16 protein-coding genes are annotated in these 15,565 nt (G+C 66.8%); 7 read left to right on the forward strand and 9 right to left on the reverse strand.

What is annotated here, in order from left to right; translation table 11 throughout:
• Positions 1–6: 6 nt before the first annotated feature.
• The 4 genes from rpsR to EDD41_RS09045 all read right to left on the reverse strand — a co-directional run bounded on the left by rpsR (position 7) and on the right by EDD41_RS09045 (position 2,949).
• Positions 7–246, reverse strand: a complete 240-nt coding sequence (rpsR, locus tag EDD41_RS09030; protein ID WP_094765601.1) for a 30S ribosomal protein S18 — start codon at positions 244–246, stop codon at positions 7–9.
• A gap of 138 nt (positions 247–384) precedes the next feature.
• Positions 385–975 carry a single-stranded DNA-binding protein gene (locus EDD41_RS09035; RefSeq protein WP_094765602.1) on the reverse strand — a complete coding sequence of 197 codons (591 nt, stop codon included), beginning with the start codon at positions 973–975 and terminating at the stop codon, positions 385–387.
• Between the two features lie 150 nt (positions 976–1,125).
• A complete protein-coding gene (gene rpsF, locus EDD41_RS09040) occupies positions 1,126–1,416 on the reverse strand; it encodes a 30S ribosomal protein S6 (protein WP_094765603.1) in 291 nt (96 codons plus the stop codon).
• A gap of 114 nt (positions 1,417–1,530) precedes the next feature.
• Entirely contained in the window at positions 1,531–2,949 is a 1,419-nt protein-coding gene (locus EDD41_RS09045; RefSeq protein WP_245995592.1) for a GH1 family beta-glucosidase, read from the reverse strand.
• Between the two features lie 246 nt (positions 2,950–3,195).
• Between EDD41_RS09045 and EDD41_RS09050 the strand changes: the two genes are divergently transcribed.
• The 5 genes from EDD41_RS09050 (at position 3,196) to EDD41_RS09070 (ending at position 8,128) form a co-directional block, all read left to right on the forward strand.
• Positions 3,196–4,500, forward strand: a complete 1,305-nt coding sequence (locus EDD41_RS09050) for an ABC transporter substrate-binding protein (protein ID WP_245995593.1) — start codon at positions 3,196–3,198, stop codon at positions 4,498–4,500.
• A 69-nt stretch (positions 4,501–4,569) separates the two neighbouring features.
• Positions 4,570–5,538, forward strand: coding sequence for a carbohydrate ABC transporter permease (locus EDD41_RS09055; protein ID WP_094765605.1), 969 nt, complete (start codon positions 4,570–4,572; stop codon positions 5,536–5,538).
• Positions 5,535–6,452 carry a carbohydrate ABC transporter permease gene (locus EDD41_RS09060; protein ID WP_211336622.1) on the forward strand — a complete coding sequence of 306 codons (918 nt, stop codon included), beginning with the start codon at positions 5,535–5,537 and terminating at the stop codon, positions 6,450–6,452. Before EDD41_RS09055 ends, EDD41_RS09060 begins: the two co-directional genes overlap by 4 nt.
• Positions 6,449–7,453, forward strand: coding sequence for a LacI family DNA-binding transcriptional regulator (locus EDD41_RS09065; RefSeq protein WP_094765606.1), 1,005 nt, complete (start codon positions 6,449–6,451; stop codon positions 7,451–7,453). Before EDD41_RS09060 ends, EDD41_RS09065 begins: the two co-directional genes overlap by 4 nt.
• Before the next feature lie 33 nt (positions 7,454–7,486).
• Positions 7,487–8,128 carry a GNAT family N-acetyltransferase gene (locus tag EDD41_RS09070; protein WP_094765607.1) on the forward strand — a complete coding sequence of 214 codons (642 nt, stop codon included), beginning with the start codon at positions 7,487–7,489 and terminating at the stop codon, positions 8,126–8,128.
• A gap of 4 nt (positions 8,129–8,132) precedes the next feature.
• Here EDD41_RS09070 and EDD41_RS09075 read toward each other — a convergent pair whose 3' ends face one another.
• From EDD41_RS09075 to EDD41_RS09085, 3 genes are read right to left on the reverse strand one after another with little or no spacing between them, the layout of a single operon-like run.
• Positions 8,133–9,014: an NAD(P)-dependent oxidoreductase gene (locus EDD41_RS09075; protein ID WP_094765608.1), complete on the reverse strand. Its 882-nt coding sequence runs from the start codon at positions 9,012–9,014 to the stop codon at positions 8,133–8,135.
• Positions 9,014–10,441: a four-carbon acid sugar kinase family protein gene (locus tag EDD41_RS09080; protein WP_123575660.1), complete on the reverse strand. Its 1,428-nt coding sequence runs from the start codon at positions 10,439–10,441 to the stop codon at positions 9,014–9,016. The genes EDD41_RS09075 and EDD41_RS09080 overlap by 1 nt, the downstream gene beginning before the upstream one ends.
• Positions 10,442–10,456: 15 nt before the next feature.
• A complete protein-coding gene (locus EDD41_RS09085; protein WP_123575661.1) occupies positions 10,457–11,833 on the reverse strand; it encodes a GntT/GntP/DsdX family permease in 1,377 nt (458 codons plus the stop codon).
• A gap of 122 nt (positions 11,834–11,955) precedes the next feature.
• Between EDD41_RS09085 and EDD41_RS09090 the strand changes: the two genes are divergently transcribed.
• Complete coding sequence (locus tag EDD41_RS09090; protein ID WP_170165305.1) at positions 11,956–12,654, forward strand: FadR/GntR family transcriptional regulator; 699 nt, start codon at positions 11,956–11,958, stop codon at positions 12,652–12,654.
• A 48-nt stretch (positions 12,655–12,702) separates the two neighbouring features.
• Positions 12,703–13,674, forward strand: a complete 972-nt coding sequence (gene denD, locus EDD41_RS09095) for a D-erythronate dehydrogenase (protein ID WP_123575663.1) — start codon at positions 12,703–12,705, stop codon at positions 13,672–13,674.
• 1 nt (position 13,675) lies between these two features.
• Here denD and EDD41_RS09100 read toward each other — a convergent pair whose 3' ends face one another.
• Together EDD41_RS09100 and EDD41_RS09105 are read right to left on the reverse strand one after the other, a co-directional pair.
• On the reverse strand, positions 13,676–14,062 hold the full coding sequence (locus EDD41_RS09100) for a rhodanese-like domain-containing protein (RefSeq protein ID WP_123576970.1): 387 nt from the start codon (positions 14,060–14,062) through the stop codon (positions 13,676–13,678).
• A 103-nt stretch (positions 14,063–14,165) separates the two neighbouring features.
• Positions 14,166–15,518: an anaerobic C4-dicarboxylate transporter gene (locus EDD41_RS09105; RefSeq protein WP_123575664.1), complete on the reverse strand. Its 1,353-nt coding sequence runs from the start codon at positions 15,516–15,518 to the stop codon at positions 14,166–14,168.
• Positions 15,519–15,565 lie beyond the last annotated feature (47 nt).

Consider the following 15,565-nt stretch of genomic DNA (forward strand, 5'->3'; position numbering starts at 1 on the left):
CCTTTCTCAGCGCGCGGTGGACGCGTAGGGCAGCAGGGCGAGCTCGCGAGCGTTCTTGATCGCGATCGCGACCTTGCGCTGGTCCTGGACCGAGAGGCCCGTGACGCGACGCGCACGGATCTTTCCGCGCTCGGAGATGAACTTCCGCAGGGTCGCGGCGTCCTTGTAGTCGACGTTGTCGATGCGAACCGACTTCATCGGCACGATCTTCTTCTTGTTCACAGGCTTGCGCTGTGGACCGGCCATTGTGGTGCTCCTAATCTGCGGGACTTCTCCCGCGAGCCCGGCTTTCGCCGGAATGTGCCTTCCCAACTGGGAATGGTGTTCGTGGGTACTGAGTGGGTTGCTGCTCGAGTGGGGGCCGTCTCATCCGGCCCCGGTCGATCAGAAGGGAGGCTCGTCGGTCTGGGCCTGGGCCCACGGATCGACGCCGCCACCACGGTTGTCTCCACCCTGGCCCTGGGGTGCGGACTGCCAACCAGCGCCGGCGTTGCCGCCACCCTGGTTGCCCCAGCCCTGGTTGCCACCGGCTGCCGGCGCAGGAGCGCCGCCACCCGTGTTCTGGCCACCCTGGTTGCCACCCTGCCAGTTGCCGCCGCCGGCGCCGCCACCCGTGGTACGGGTGACCTTTGCCGTGGCGTAACGCAGGGAGGGACCGACCTCGTCGACCTCGACCTCGAAGACGGTGCGCTTCTCACCCTCGCGGGTTTCGTAGCTGCGGCTCTTCAGGCGGCCCTGAACGACGACGCGCATCCCCTTGGTGAGGGACTCGGCGACGTTCTCGGCGGCCTGACGCCACACCGAACAGTTGAGGAACATGGCCTCGCCGTCACGCCACTCATTGGTCTGACGGTCGAACTGGCGCGGTGTCGACGCGACGGTGAAGTTCGCGACGGCTGCACCCGACGGGGTGAAGCGCAGTTCGGGGTCGGCGGTGAGGTTGCCGACGAGGGTGATGGGAGTTTCGCCTGCCATGTTGGTCTCCGTATGGATCGGACGTGAGGACTGTGTGGATCACGCTGTCAGATAGCTCTGACAGTTTTTCATTCCGCAGCAGTCCAGGGAATGCATGTGGTGTTGTCCGGTTGTTGTCCGGACGCCTCCGGCGTTCAGCTGAGCGTGGGCTCAGTGAGCGTCAGGACGCATCACCTTGGTCCGCATGATCTGCTCGTCGATCGTCATCAGACGATCCATTTCCTTCACGGTGGCCGGCTCAGCGGTCACGTTCAGGACGACGTAGACGCCTTCCGGCTTCTTGCGGATCTCGTATGCGAGGCGACGCTTGCCCCACACATCGGTGTTGTCGACGGTGCCACCGGCTTCGGTGATCGTCTTCAGGTGCTTGTCCATCAGGGGAGAAACCTGACGCTCGTCGACGTCGGGGTCAATGATGACCACAATCTCGTACTTGCGCATACGCGTACTCCACCTCCTCTGGTCTCAACGGCCATGGGTCGGTCCCATGGCAGGAGGGCGTTTGCCATGGACGCCGACATCGGGTGCTGGCGTCCAAGGCACAACTCTACCGGCTCAGGAGCCAGCCACCCAATCGGTTCCGACGGCCCCGAGGTCCCGCCTCCGGACAAGGTCCGCGTACCACTTCGCGGAGTCCTTCACGGTGCGTTCGAGACTGTCGTAGTCCACCCGCACCATGCCGAAGCGCTTGCTGTAGCCCCAGCTCCACTCGAAGTTGTCCAGCAGGCTCCACAGGTAGTAGCCCGTGACCGGCGCCCCCTCGTCGATGGCCCGGGCCACCGCGTCCAGGTGGTCGCGCAGGTAGTTGACGCGCAGCGGGTCATGCACCTGTCTGTCAGCGGAGACCTCGTCGGGGAAGGCGGCGCCGTTCTCCGTGACCATCAGCTGCTGGCCGGGATAGCGGCGCGCCGTTGCGACGAGCAGCTGGCGCAGGCCGTCGGGCTCGATGTTCCAGCCCATGTCCGTCAGCAGCCCCTTCGGAGGCAGGAAAGTGACGTCCTCGCAACAGACCCAGGGGCTGACGCCCGTCTCACCGTGCCCACCGGACAGCGACTCCTCCCCCGGGTCACAGGCCTTCACCGTCGAGGTCGAGTAGTAGTTGATGCCCAGGATGCCGGGCACCTGGTGGCAGAGCTCCATGTCTCCGTCAAGCACGAAGGACCAGTCCGTGACGTCCTTGGCGATCTCGCGCAATTCCTCGGGGAAGCGCCCTTCCATCACCGGCTGCAGGAAGGCCTCGTTGCCCACCACCTCGATCCGGCGAGCCGCGGCCACGTCCGCCGCGGAGTCCGTGAGGGGGTGGATGACATGCAGGTTCAGGGTCAGGCAGATGGGGACGTCCTCGCCGAGCTCCTCACGCAACGCCCTCGAGGCCAGCCCATGCGCCAGGTTCAGGTGGTGCACCGCCTTGAGGGCCTCCACCGGATCGGTGTGCCCGGGAGCATGGACGCCCGAGCCGTAACCCAGGTAGGACGAGCACCACGGCTCGTTGAGGGTGCTCCACACGTCGACGACGTCTCCCAGCTCACGCGCCATCTTCTGGGCATAGTCAGCGAAGGCGTAGGCGGTCTCGCGTAGCGTCCAGCCGCCCTTGTCTTCCAGCACCTGCGGCAGGTCCCAGTGATAGAGGGTCACGACGGGGCTGATGCCGGCAGCCTTCAGCGTCTCGCAGACGCGACGGTAGTAGGCCACGCCCTCCGGGTTGACCTCACCGACCCCGTCGGGGATGACTCGGCTCCAGGAGATGGAGAAGCGGTATGCCTGCAGGCCCAAGGACTTGATGATCTCCAGATCCTCGTCCCAACGGTGGTACTGGTCGCAGGCCACGTCGCCCGTGTCCCCGCCATGGACCTTGCCCGGGGTGCGGCACTGGGTGTCCCAGATGCTGGGGGTCCGGCCGCCCTCGGCGTGGGCGCCCTCCACCTGGTAGGACGCCGTCGCCGTCCCGAAGACGAAATCATCGTTGAACCTCACCAGAACTCCTCTCACACCCCGCACCATTTCCATATTGAAAGCGGTTTCAGACGGCTGCAGGTCAGGCTATCGGCGCTGATCTCGCAAGGTCAACACCTAGTTTTGGAGCCGCACTTCGCCATACCGAACCCTTGCCAACCCCGAAGGGACCGTGCTTAGATGCCGGACATGAGAGCGCTTTCACAGCGGCTCTCGACCAGAGTGGATCGTGCATCGTGGCACGACCGTGATCCAAAGGAGTCCCTGGTGAGCACTGGCAAGTGGAGGAAGGCAGCCGCGCTGGCAGCTGGCCTTGCAGTGATGGCAACGGGTTGTTCCAGCGGCGACAAGGCTGCCGACACCCAGGCCACGACCGCAGACCCCAACGAGAAGGTGACACTCACCGTCGCCACCTTCAACGAGTTCGGCTACGACAAGCTCTACGCCGAATACATGAAGCTCCATCCCAATGTGACCGTGAAGGCGAAGAAGGCGGCGACCACACAGGAGGCCCGCGACAACATGAACACCCGCCTCGCTGCGGGATCCGGCCTTGCCGACATCGAGGCCGTCGAGGTCGACTGGCTGCCCGAGCTGATGCAGTCCAGCGACAAGTTCATGGACCTGAAGGCCGATGATGTGACGGACCGCTGGCTGGAGTGGAAGGAAAAGGCAGCAACCACTCCCGACGGCAAGCTGATGGCCTACGGAACCGACATCGGCCCCGAGGCCGTCTGCTACCGCTCGGACCTGTTCGCCAAGGCCGGCCTGCCCACGGACCGCGACGAGGTGGCCAAGCTCCTCGAAGGCGACTGGGACAAGTACTTCTCGGTGGGCAAGCAGTTCGTGGGCAAGGTGCCCAATGTGGGCTGGTACGACTCCCCCAATGCCGTCTGGGCCGCACGCCTGAACCAGATGGAGAACCCCTACTCCTCGTCCACCGAGGAGGAGCAGGTGATCCCTCTGGACGAGAACAAGCCCGTCAAGGAGCTCTACGACGACGTGGTGACGCAGTCCGTGGACAACAAGTTGTCCGCCGGCCTGTCCCAGTGGAGCCCTGACTGGAACAAGGGATTCCAGAGTGGCCGCTTCGCCACCATGCTCTGCCCGGGCTGGATGCTCGGCGTCATCGAGGGCAATGCCGCCGGCGTGAAGGGTTGGGACATCGCCAATGTCTTCCCCGGAGGCGGCGGCAACTGGGGCGGCTCGTACCTGACGGTCCCCGAACAAGGACAGCACAAGGCCGCAGCACGTGAGCTGGCCGCCTGGCTCACGGCTCCCGAACAGCAGATCAAGGCCTTCGAGTCGAAGGGCACCTTCCCGAGTCAGAAGAAGGCCCTCGAGGACCCGGCTGTCACGGGCAATGTCAACAAGTTCTTCAACAATGCTCCCGTCGGCAAGATCCTCTCCGACCGGGCCGCCGCGGTGAAGGTCACCCCCTACAAGGGCCCGAGCTACTTCGCCATCGACACCATCGCGCAGGATGCGCTGACCCGCACCGCCGTCGAGAAGTCCGCGAACCGCGAGGACTCCTGGAAGAAGGCCGTCGACGAGGCCAAGGCACTCGGCTGATCCGCCTGGTGGGGCGGCGCCCGGCGCCGCCCCATCATCCCCCGACGCCACCACCAACGAGGACACCCGATGAGTACCCAACCCCTGTCCAAGCGCCAACGGCTGAGCCACTGGGACCAGAAGGCCTCGCCCTACCTCTACATCGCACCCTTCTTCATCATCTTCGCCATCGCAGGGCTCTTCCCGCTCCTGTACACGGCCTTCGTCAGCGCCCACAAGTGGAACCTCATCCGCGGCAACCAGGGCTTCGTGGGGCTCGACAACTACGTCTGGGTCCTCGAGCAGCCTCGTTTCTGGAAGGGGCTGCGCAATACCTTCAGCATCTTCCTGCTCTCCTCGGTTCCCCAGGTCGTGGCCGCAATCCTGATAGCTGCTGTCCTGGACGCGAACCTCAAGGCGAAGACCTTCTGGCGGATGGGCGTGCTGCTGCCCTATGTGGTGGCCCCCATCGCCGTCTCCCTCATCTTCGGGCAGGTTTTCTCCGACCAGTCCGGCGTCATCAATGCCGTCCTCGGACAGCTGGGCATGGACCCGATTGGCTGGCACAAGGACGTGCTGGCGTCCCACCTCGCCATCGCCACGATGGTGAACTTCCGCTGGACCGGGTACAACACGCTCATCTTCCTGGCCGCCATGCAGGCGATCCCGCGCGAGACGATCGAGGCCGCGGTCGTCGACGGGGCCAGCCGCGTCAAGACCTTCCTGCACGTCACGATCCCGATGCTCAGGCCGACGATCATCTTCGTCGTGATCACCTCCACCATCGGTGGGCTGCAGATCTTCGACGAGCCGCGCATGTTCGACACCACCGGCGCGGGCGGCGCGGACCGTCAGTGGATGACGGTGACGATGTACATGTACGAACTCGGCTGGGGCAGCCAGCGCAACCTCGGCCGCGCCTCTGCCGTCGCCTGGATCCTCTTCCTGATCGTCGTGACGATCTCCCTGCTCAACTACTTCATCACCCGTCGCATCTCATCCAGCGGCCAGACACATCCCACCCGCCGCCTCGGCCGTACCCAGGGAGGCACCCGATGAGCGCCCAGCTCTCCACCCCCGCCATCGAGCAGATCGCCGGAAAGGGAGCAGCCCGCGCGGCCCGGCGTCGTCAGGCCCGCCTCGAGGGTGGCGTGCGACGCCCCGGATGGGGCACCTACCTGCTGCTCACTTTGGTGCTCCTGGTCTCCTTCGTGCCGATCTACTACGCCTTCCTGCTCGCCTCGTCCACCAGCTCGGAGATTGCCCAGCACCCGATCCCCAGCCCGATCCCCGGAAGTCACCTGCTGGAGAACCTGCAACGCGTGCTCCACTCGGACATCAAGATCTGGCAGGCCTTCCAGAACAGCATGATCGTCTCGGTCGTCACTGCCCTGTCTGTGATGTTCTTCTCCACCCTCGCCGGTTTCGCCTTTGCCAAGCTGCGCTTCCGCGGCAAGCGATTCCTGCTGGCCTTCGTCATCGGCACCATGGCCATCCCGTCGCAGCTGGGCATCATCCCGCTGTTCATCGTGATGGCCAAGCTCGGCTGGACCGGGAAGCTGGCCGCCGTGATCGTGCCGGCCATGGTCTCCGCCTTCGGTGTCTTCTGGATGACCCAGTACCTGGAGGATGCGCTCCCCTACGAGCTGATCGAGGCTGCCCGCATGGACGGATGCAACATGATCCGCACCTTCTGGCACGTCGTCGTTCCGGCGGCGCGGCCCGCGGCTTCCATGCTGGGCCTGTTCACCTTCGTCGGCTCCTGGACCAGCTTCTTCTGGCCCTTCATCGTGCTCGGATCGTCGAACCCGACGCTTCCGGTGGCGCTCCAGCTGCTGCAGGCTTCCTATTTCAAGGACATGGCCCTCATCATGGCTGGTGTGCTCATCATCACCCTGCCCCTCGTCCTGGTCTTCCTCGTGGCCGGCCGTCAACTGGTTGCCGGCGTCATGCAGGGAGCAGTGAAGGGATGAGGCCAGACTCCTCGACGCCCACGCTGGACGACGTGGCGCGGCTGGCCGGAGTCTCCCGGGCAACCGCGAGCCGAGTCCTGAACTCCGGGACCACCGTCCACGAGGACAAGCGGCGTGCCGTCGAGGCCGCCGTGGCCAAGCTCGGCTACGTTCCCAACCATCTGGCCCGTGCCCTCGCCACGCAACGCGCCGGCGTCGTCGCCCTCATGCTCCCCGAGAACGAGGACCGGATCTTCTCCGACCCCTTCTTCTCGCAGCTCTACCACGGCGCCTTGCAGGGCTTCACGGGCTCGCGCACCCGCGTCGTGCTGTCCGTCAGCCAGCCCGGCGACGCACCGGACGCCATGGCCCGGTACCTGTCCAGCGGACACCTCGACGGAGCCATCGTCGCCTCACACCACGGGTGGGAGATCGCTCGCCAACTCCATGCCACGGGCCGTCCGGTGGTCTTCATCGGTGATCCCGGGATCTCCGGGGCACCCTATGTGGACATCGCCCAGGAGGAGGGGGTCAGGCTGGCCGTCGATCACCTGGTGGCCCGCGGGGCAACACGGATCGCCACCATCACCGGACCGCTCGACATGGTCGTCGGACGACGACGTCTCGAGGCCTTTCGCGACACCCTGGCCGACCATGGGCTCATGCCCGTGGCAGCCGTGGCCGGTGGTTTCACTCGGGAGGGCGGAGAGGCTGCCGCCCAGGAGCTGCTGGCCAGGGAAGCCGGCTTCGACGGGCTCTTCGTTGCCTCGGACCTGATGGCACGGGGGGCACTGCGCGCCCTGCGCCGGGCGGGCCGCGAGGTTCCACGAGACCTGCTCCTGGCCAGCTTCGACGACAGCGTGATCGCCACCGAGAGCGATCCCCAGCTGACCAGCGTCGGCAATCCTGCGCCGGAGCTGGCAGCCGAGGCGAGCCGCATGCTCCGTGCCATTCTGGCCGGTGAGGCGGTCGATTCGCCATGCATCCTGCCCACCCGGATCAGCGTGCGCGAATCGGCCTGATTCCCCAGTTGCCCGTGCTCTTAGGGTCAGACCATGACCGCAACGCTGCCCACCGGCCGTGACCTGCGCGGCCCCCGCCTGGTCGCCCACCCGTTCACGGAACAGGACTGCACGGACCTGGTTCCGGTGCTGATGGACGAACGAAGCTATGCCCACGGCTGGGTGATGCACCACCGCCCCTCGACACTGGAGAATGCGACGCGGATGGCGCGTGACTGGATCAACCCGGGCTCGTGGGACGGCAAGGGGCAGGGACGGCTCAGCTACTGTTTCCGGCTGGCGGCCGACTGCGACCTCGGGACGGCGGGCACCTTCGTCGGCAGTTCCTCGCTGGGAGAGGTGAACCTGCAGCGCGAGCAGCTGCACCTGGGCTGGACCATCTACGCGCCCGCCTTCTGGGGCAGCGGCACCAATGCCGAGGCGAAGTGGCTGCTGCTGCGCGAGGCCTTCGAGGGCTGTGGGATGGGCCGGGTGAAAATCCAGACCGACATCCTCAACACCCGCAGCCAGGCCGCCATCGAACGGCTCGGCGCCACGCGGGAGGGGGTGCTGCGACGCGACCAGCCGCGCGAGGACGGGACGTGGCGGGACACCGTCGTGTTCAGCATCCTCGCCGACGAGTGGCCACGGGTGGAGCAGGGGCTGCTGGCACGTCTCCCCACCCCACCCATGTGACCCGTCAGTCCATGTCTCCGAGCAGCAGGCGGAAGACGACCGAGTCGTCCTTGCGCCCCAGGCCCTGCCGGCGTCCGCGCAGGTAGATCTGCTCCGCCGCGGCAGCCAGCGGCGCCTCCTGCGTCACCCCACGCGCCGTCTGGGTGACGATCCCCATGTCCTTCACGAAGATGTCCAGCGCCGAACGCGCCTCGTCGTGGTCGCCATCGACCATCCGTCGGCCACGGTCACCGAACATGAAGGAGGCCGCGGCGCCGGCGCCCAGCACCTCGTAGACCTGGTTGACGTCCAGGCCCATCGAGTCGGCCAGGGCGAGCGCCTCGCCGGCGACGGCGATGTGCACGCCACACAGCAGCTGGTTGACCACCTTGAAGCGCTGCCCGTCACCCGGGACATCGCCGACGACGGGAGCGCTGGAGGCCAGGGCATCCAGCACGGGTCGCGCCAGATCGGTGTCCTCGGGTGCTCCGGAGACCATCATCAGCAGGTCGCCCTTGCGGGCGCGCAGCACACCACCGGAGACCGGAGCGTCCACCAGGTGCGTGGTGACGTGGTCCAGCCGCTCCTTGGTCTTCTCGATGGCATCCGGCCCGACGGTCGCCATCACCATCACGACGGTGTCCGGGGAGAGGACCTCGGCGATGCCGCCCTCGCCGAAGAGCACCGCGTCGAGCTGCGGACCGGTGGCCACCATGATGCCCACCAGGTCCTTGCCCTGCGCGGCCTCCCGGGCGCTGGCCGCGCCCGCAACCGCGGGAGCCACGCTGGCCATCTGGTCCGCGCTCAGGTCGAAGGCCGTCACGTCGAAGCCGGCCTCCGCGGCCGCCAGGGCCATCGGGGCACCCATCGCGCCCAGACCGACCCAACCGATTGTCTTGATCCCCATCACTTGCTCCTCTTCTGGTGTGTCGCCTCGTCGGGGCGCTTCTGGTGTGTCGCCTCGTAGAGGCGCTTCTGCGAGGTCGCCTCGACGAGGCGTTCGACGGCTTCTGCGAGGGCATCGTCGCCCCCGACATTGCCCGGGAAGACCACATAGGGAACCCCGATGGTCTCCGGCGGCGCCTGCCGCGCGGTGAACATGGAGACCTGCCCGGGGAAGAACTGCCCCTGCACCACGGCATGGCTGATGCCGAGCCCGTTGGCGGCCACCTCGTGCGAGGTGATGCCGCCCTTGGCCACCACCCACGCCGGGCGGGCCTCGCGGACCCGGGCCACCAGCTCCACGACGGCGTCGGAGACCTTGCGGGCGATCTCTAGGGACTCGCCCTTGCTCTCGGTGCGCACCAGGTCACGGCTGGTGTAGACGACGCAGTCCGCGCTGGCCAGTTGGGCCCGCAGGGCCTCGGTCACCTCGGAGAGGTGCTCGTCACGGGTCTGCGGGTCCAGCAGGAGGGGAACCTGCAGTTCGAACTCCAACAGGGTCCCGCGGCGCTGCACCGCCTGCAGTTGGCGCGTCGTGAGGCCCACGTGGGAACCCACCACAACCAGGCCGTGCGAGCCCCGGCTCGGGTCGATGGCGATGTCCTCGGCCGCCAGCACCGCCGCGCCCTGCTGCCCGGACAGTGGCCGCACGAAGGAGGGCCCGCACCGCGTGATGAAGGTGCGGCCGACCGCCTCGCGCCGGGCGAGCGCCGCCGTGACGACCTCCATGTCGGAGTACTCGGTGGCGTTGACCACCACCCACGTCCTGCCGGAGACGGCGGCCAGGATCTCCTCGACGCGGTCGACGCCACCCTCGCGGATGTTCTCCAGGCCGATGCTGACCACCTCGTCAGCCTTCACTGCCCCGTCGGAGCGCTCCTCCAGGAAGCGACGCAGGTTGGACTGGGTGTATCCGAAGGTGGCGTCCTTGGCGAAGTCCGTGTCGGCCGCCTCGTGCGCCTCGCCCTGCACCATCGCGTAGTGGATGTCGTCCTTCGTGAATCGGCCGGCCTCGATCATCGCGGGGCAGAACAGGAAGCCGTCCACCTCCACGCCGCGTTCGGCCAGCACATCGGCCAGCACATTCGGTTCGGCCAGCACGTGCCCACGCAGCGTGGAGTCCGAGCGGGAGATCAGGTGGAGTCCCTGCGGGTTGACCCCGGCGTCGAGGACCCCCTCCAGGATGCGACGGTTCTTGGCGATGGCATCGGCCTCGGACAGGGCCCGGGTGTTCATCAGCACGAAGCAGGTGGCACCGGGCTCCTGCAGCACCTGCGCCGGGATGGCCGGGTCCTCCTGGAAGGCAATGTCGACGCCCGCCACGCACTGGGATCCGGTCGGATCATCGTCCAGCGCGAGGATCCGACGAGTGGACGTGGGATCTGTGGTCATGGTTCTGCTCCTTGCTCAGGACATGGCGCCGACGAGCGGCCACATCAGGGCCACGACGCCGAAGCCGACGACGGAGGCGACCGTGGTGGCCACCGTGTAGGACTTGAGGGCACTGGCCGTGTCCACCTGGTAGTAACGGCTCCACACCCAGAAGAGCGAGTCGTTCACGTGGGACAGCGCCATGGAGCCGACGCCGATGGCGATGGTCACAAGTGCGATCTGCATCGGGGACAGGCCCATGCTGGCGGCCAGCGGCGCAATCAGCGGCGCGGTGGTGATGGTGGCCACCGTCGCGGAGCCCTGGGCGGCGCGGATCAGGGCGGCCATCAACCAGGCCAGGAAGATGATCGGCAGGCCGGAACCGGACAGCACGTCGGCGACGGCCTGGGCCACACCGGTCTTGGACAGGACGAACCCGAAGGTGCCGCCGGCGCCGGTGATCAGGATCACCGCGGCAGTGGCGGGCAGGGCGGCACTGCAGACGTCCTCGATCTTGGAGGCATCCCAGCCGCGGCGCACCCCCAGGAAGTAGATGGCCAGCAGCACGCCGATCAGCAGTGCCGCGGGGCTTGCGCCGACCAGGGCGAAGAAGGAGCGCACCACGCTTCCCTTGGGCAGGGTCAGGGCGGTCACGGTCTGCGACATGATCAGCAGCAGCGGGATGACGATCATCGCCAACACCAGCCCGACGCTGGGCTCGTTGTCCTTGGCATCGGTCACGTCCTGCTTCTCCACGCCGGCCAGCGCACTGCCCTCGGCCGGGACGGGCGAGAAGACCTTCTTGACCAGGTATCCGCTGATCACCTGGCTGAACAGCCACATGGTGATGGCCGGGATGAAGCCGAGCAGCAGCACCATGCCGACGTCGGCGCCCATCAGCTCGGAACCACCCACGATGCCGGGGTGGGGCGGCAGCACGACGTGCACGGTGAGCAGCGCCATCACGGTGGGCAGGGCGAAGGTGAGCATGTTGGCGCGGCCGGGCATCTTGCGCGCGACGGCGAGCACGATGGGCACCAGCACGATCGTGGCGACGTCGACGAAGACCGGGATGCCGAAGATGAAGGCCGAGGCGCCCAGCGCCCACGGGGCACGCTTCTCACCGAAGGCCCTCAACAGCGCCTTGGCAAGCACCTCTGCACCGCCGGAGATCTCGATGATCTTGCCGAGCATGGCGCCCAAGGTGACGATCAGGGCCACGGATCCCAGGGTCTTGCCCATGCCCTCCTGCAGCGTGGGGATGACGGCGGCCATCGGCATCCCGGCCACGAGAGCCAGGGCGATGGAGACCACGATCATCGCGATGAACGGGTGGGCCTTGGCCTTGATGATCAGCGCGAGGATCGCACAGACCGCGGCCAGGCCCAAGAGGACCAGCATGGTGGGAGCCATCGAAAACCCTTCGGACGACGTTGTTCTCTGGGGATGTTGCGAAGGACAAACCTCCACAACTTGTCTGATATCTGACAAGATAGGTTCGAGGCAGCACGATGTCAATGGCCCGGAAGGACATCATGAAGGCGTCGGAACGCACCAGACAGCAGATTCTCGAGGCCCTGGCCGCGCGGGAATTCACCGTGGGCGAAGAACTTCCCGCCGAGGCCCGGCTCGCCGAACGCTTCGGCGTCTCCCGGTTGACCATGCGCGAAACGTTGGGCTCGCTGGCCGGCGCCGGGATCCTCGAGGTGCGCCAGGGCCGCCTCAACCGGATCGCCCCAGTGGCCGCATGGTCGGTCCTGGACCCGGAGATCGTCGAGGTGCGGGCCAGGCTCGAGGGGGACACCAGCAAGCTCGTCGTGGCCCTGATGGAGGCGCGTCGCGTCCTGGAGGTCGGCATGTCCCGGCTCGCGGCAGCGCGGATCACCGACGAGGAACTGGCCGCGCTGGAGGAGCAGGTCGAGGTGATGCGACGAAATGTGGACTCCCCCGACTGTGTCGAGGTCTCGGCAATGGCGGACATCCGCTTCCACGAGATCATCCTCGATGCCGCCCACAACCCCTTCCTGCGTGAGGCCTTCCACACCCTGGCGCAGATGCTGCTGCGCGTGCGTCGGGAGACCTCGCGCAGTAGGCAGGTCCGCCTTGAAGCACTGGGCTGGCACGACCGGATCCTGGCCGCCCTGCGGGACCACGACGAACAGGCCACCGCAGCGGCGATGGCCTCCCACATGGACCAGACCCTGGAAGCCACCCGGGAGATCAGCCTGCTCTGAGCGTCCCAACCGGGGTGACCACGCCCCAAGATCCTGATGGAGGAATCAATGAAGATCGTCATCGCCGGCGGCGCCGGTTTCCTGGGCAGCATGCTCACCCGCGAACTGCTGACCCGGATGGACGCCGGCGGCGCACCCCTGGAGGCCGACGGGATCACCTCGCTCGATCTGGCGCCGTCCCCCGTCGACGACCCGCGAGTGCACTCAGTCGTCGGGAACCTGGCCGACCAAACCCTGCTGGAGCAGGCGATCGACCACGACACCGTCGGCGTCTACCACCTCGCCGCCGTGCTCTCCGGGGGCTCCGAACAGGACTTCGACCTGGCGATGGCGGTCAACGTCGACGCCACCCGTGCACTGCTGGAGCGAATGCGTGCCGTCGGACAGGAGACGGGCCGCCCGCCGCACCTGGTCTTCACCAGCTCGCTGGCCGTCTTCGGCGGCACCATGCCCGAGGCAGTACCGGAGCACTGGGCCGAACAGCCCGACTCCACCTACGGCGCCTTCAAGGCGATCGGCGAACTGCTGGTCAACGAGTACTCCCGCAAGGGCTTCCTCGACGGGCGGATCTGCCGGCTCCCCACCATCTCCGTGCGGCCCGGCAAGCCGAACTCGGCGGCCAGTTCCTTTGCCAGCGGCATCCTGCGGGAACCCCTGAACGGCATCGCGTCACAGTGCCCGGTGCCGCACGGGACCCGGATGTGGCTCTCCTCGCCACGCACCGCCGTCGCAAACCTGGTGCACGCCATGGGGATCCCGGCCGCTGACCTGCCCGGCTGGCGAGGCATGAACATCCCGGGCATCTGCGTCACGGTGCAGGAGATGCTCGAATCGCTGGAACGCGTCGGGGGTCAGGACGCGCGTGCGTTGGTCACCGACGTCCCGGACCGGCGGGTGATGGACATCGTGTGCTCCTGGCCCGGCGACTTCGACGTCGAGCGGATGCTGGCGCTGGGATTCGTTCGCGACGAGGACTTCGACGACGTGGTGCGCCAGTACGTCGAAGACCACCTGTCCTGAGTCAGCGCTTGGTGCGGGGCGGGCCGGGGAGCAGGAACTGGCCCGCCTCCTTCCACGCGATGAGCCCACCGTGGACGAATTCTGCCGTCATCCCCTGGGCCTCGACGAGCTTCACGGCGTGCCCGGAGCGCAGGCCGGTGTCGCAGATCAGCAGGATGGGCTTGTCGGGCTCGGCGAAGGGGTCACCCTCGTAGACGGCGTCCATCACGTTCTCGGCCAGTGCCTTCACGTCGACCAGCCGTGAGCCGGGGACGTGGCCGGCCTCATACTCGCCCAGGCCACGCACGTCGCACATCACGCTGCCCTTGGCCATCAGCGCCAGCGCCTCGTCGACGCTGATCCCACCTTCGGGGGTCATCTTGTTGATCAGTCGGTCACGCAGTCCCATGGGGACCATCCCACCACATCCACCAGATGCCCAGAACCGAACAATGTGTGAGTTCGGGGCCCTGGGAGGGCCATGAACTCACACATTGTTCTGACGGGACGGATCAGAGGACCACGCGCGCCATCAACGAACCCACCAGACAGCCGACGCTGACGATGATGAGGCCGGGGATGATGAAGGAGTGGTTGATCACGAACTTGCCGATCTTCGTGGTGCCGGTGCGGTCGAAGCCGATGCAGGCCAGGTCCGACGGGTAGGTCGGCAGGATGAAGTAGCCGTAGGCGGCAGAGACGAAGCCGATCATCGTCACGGGGTCGACGCCGATCTTCAGGCCGATCGGGGCCATGGCGGCCACGGCGGCACCCTGCGAGTTGACCAGCTTGGAGACCAGGAAGAGGGCAATCGCGTAGGTCCAGGCGTGGTTCTGCACCATCGTGGTCAGGTTCGCCTCCAGGCCCTCGATGTGGGCGCCGAAGAAGGTCTCGGCCATCCAGGCGACGCCGAAGACGCTGAAGATGGCCACCATGCCGGCCTTGAAGACCGTCGTGTTGGGGACGTCGGAGGTCTTCACCTTGCAGAAGAGCATGATCAGTGCGCCGGCCACCAGCATCAGCATCTGGATCACCAGGTTCATGCTCAGCGGCTTCATCACGCCCTTGTCATTGGCGAAGCTGGGGCGCAGGCCGTCGAAGGCGCCCATCACGACCACCAGCGCGATGGTGGCGAAGAAGATCCAGGTGGCCCAGTAGGCGGTCTTCGGGAAGACGGTGTCCAGCAGGGTGGATCCGCCCGAGTAGATGAAGTCCCGCTGCTCGGGGTCGGCGATCCTTGCCTGGAAGTCGGGATCCTTGTCCAGGTCCTTGCCACGCTTGATGCTCCACAGCGCCGCGATGAGCACACCGCAGAAGGTGGCGGGGATGGATACCATCAGGATCTGCGGGATGGAGTAGACCTTGGTGCCGGCCTCCTGCGCGTGGGCGGCGAGCAGTGAGGCCAGGGTGACGGTGGCCACGGAGACGGGCGAGGCGGTGATGCCGGCCTGCGCGGCAACCGACGAGACGGCCATCGGACGCTCGGGGCGGATGCCCTTCTTCAGGGCGATGTCCTCGATGATCGGGAACATGGTGTAGACGACGTGGCCGGTGCCGCACAGCAGGGTGAGGAACCAGGTGGTCAGCGGCGCGAGCACCGTGATCTGGTTGGGATGCTTGCGAAGGATCTTCTCCGCGAACTTCATCATCACGTCCAGGCCGCCGGCCTGTTGCAGCACCGACGCGCAGCCGATCACGGCCAGGATGGTCATCATCACGTCGATGGGCGGATCACCCGGCCTCAGGTGGAAGCCGAAAACCAGGATGATCAGGCCGAAGCCGCTGATCAGGCCAAGCCCCAAGCCGCCATGGCGGGTGCCCATGATCAGGCACCCCAACACCACCAGTAGTTGTAACCACACCATCGTCGGAACTCCTCGTGCCTCGGCTCCCTCTTGGCCCGGGAAGCCGT

This window comes from Luteococcus japonicus (assembly GCF_003752415.1).
GTDB lineage: Bacteria > Actinomycetota > Actinomycetes > Propionibacteriales > Propionibacteriaceae > Luteococcus > Luteococcus japonicus.

Bases quoted from the DNA above. Each gene is read 5' to 3' on its own strand.
- EDD41_RS09035 (WP_094765602.1), bottom strand. From the start codon at position 975: ATGGCAGGCGAAACTCCCATCACCCTCGTCGGCAACCTCACCGCCGAC.
- EDD41_RS09060 (WP_211336622.1), top strand. From the start codon at position 5,535: ATGAGCGCCCAGCTCTCCACCCCCGCCATCGAGCAGATCGCCGGAAAG.
- EDD41_RS09080 (WP_123575660.1), bottom strand. From the start codon at position 10,441: ATGACCACAGATCCCACGTCCACTCGTCGGATCCTCGCGCTGGACGAT.
- rpsF (WP_094765603.1), bottom strand. From the start codon at position 1,416: ATGCGCAAGTACGAGATTGTGGTCATCATTGACCCCGACGTCGACGAG.
- denD (WP_123575663.1), top strand. From the start codon at position 12,703: ATGAAGATCGTCATCGCCGGCGGCGCCGGTTTCCTGGGCAGCATGCTC.
- EDD41_RS09065 (WP_094765606.1), top strand. From the start codon at position 6,449: ATGAGGCCAGACTCCTCGACGCCCACGCTGGACGACGTGGCGCGGCTG.
- EDD41_RS09100 (WP_123576970.1), bottom strand. From the start codon at position 14,062: ATGGGACTGCGTGACCGACTGATCAACAAGATGACCCCCGAAGGTGGG.
- EDD41_RS09055 (WP_094765605.1), top strand. From the start codon at position 4,570: ATGAGTACCCAACCCCTGTCCAAGCGCCAACGGCTGAGCCACTGGGAC.
- EDD41_RS09105 (WP_123575664.1), bottom strand. From the start codon at position 15,518: ATGGTGTGGTTACAACTACTGGTGGTGTTGGGGTGCCTGATCATGGGC.
- rpsR (WP_094765601.1), bottom strand. From the start codon at position 246: ATGGCCGGTCCACAGCGCAAGCCTGTGAACAAGAAGAAGATCGTGCCG.
- EDD41_RS09075 (WP_094765608.1), bottom strand. From the start codon at position 9,014: ATGGGGATCAAGACAATCGGTTGGGTCGGTCTGGGCGCGATGGGTGCC.
- EDD41_RS09085 (WP_123575661.1), bottom strand. From the start codon at position 11,833: ATGGCTCCCACCATGCTGGTCCTCTTGGGCCTGGCCGCGGTCTGTGCG.
- EDD41_RS09090 (WP_170165305.1), top strand. From the start codon at position 11,956: ATGAAGGCGTCGGAACGCACCAGACAGCAGATTCTCGAGGCCCTGGCC.
- EDD41_RS09070 (WP_094765607.1), top strand. From the start codon at position 7,487: ATGACCGCAACGCTGCCCACCGGCCGTGACCTGCGCGGCCCCCGCCTG.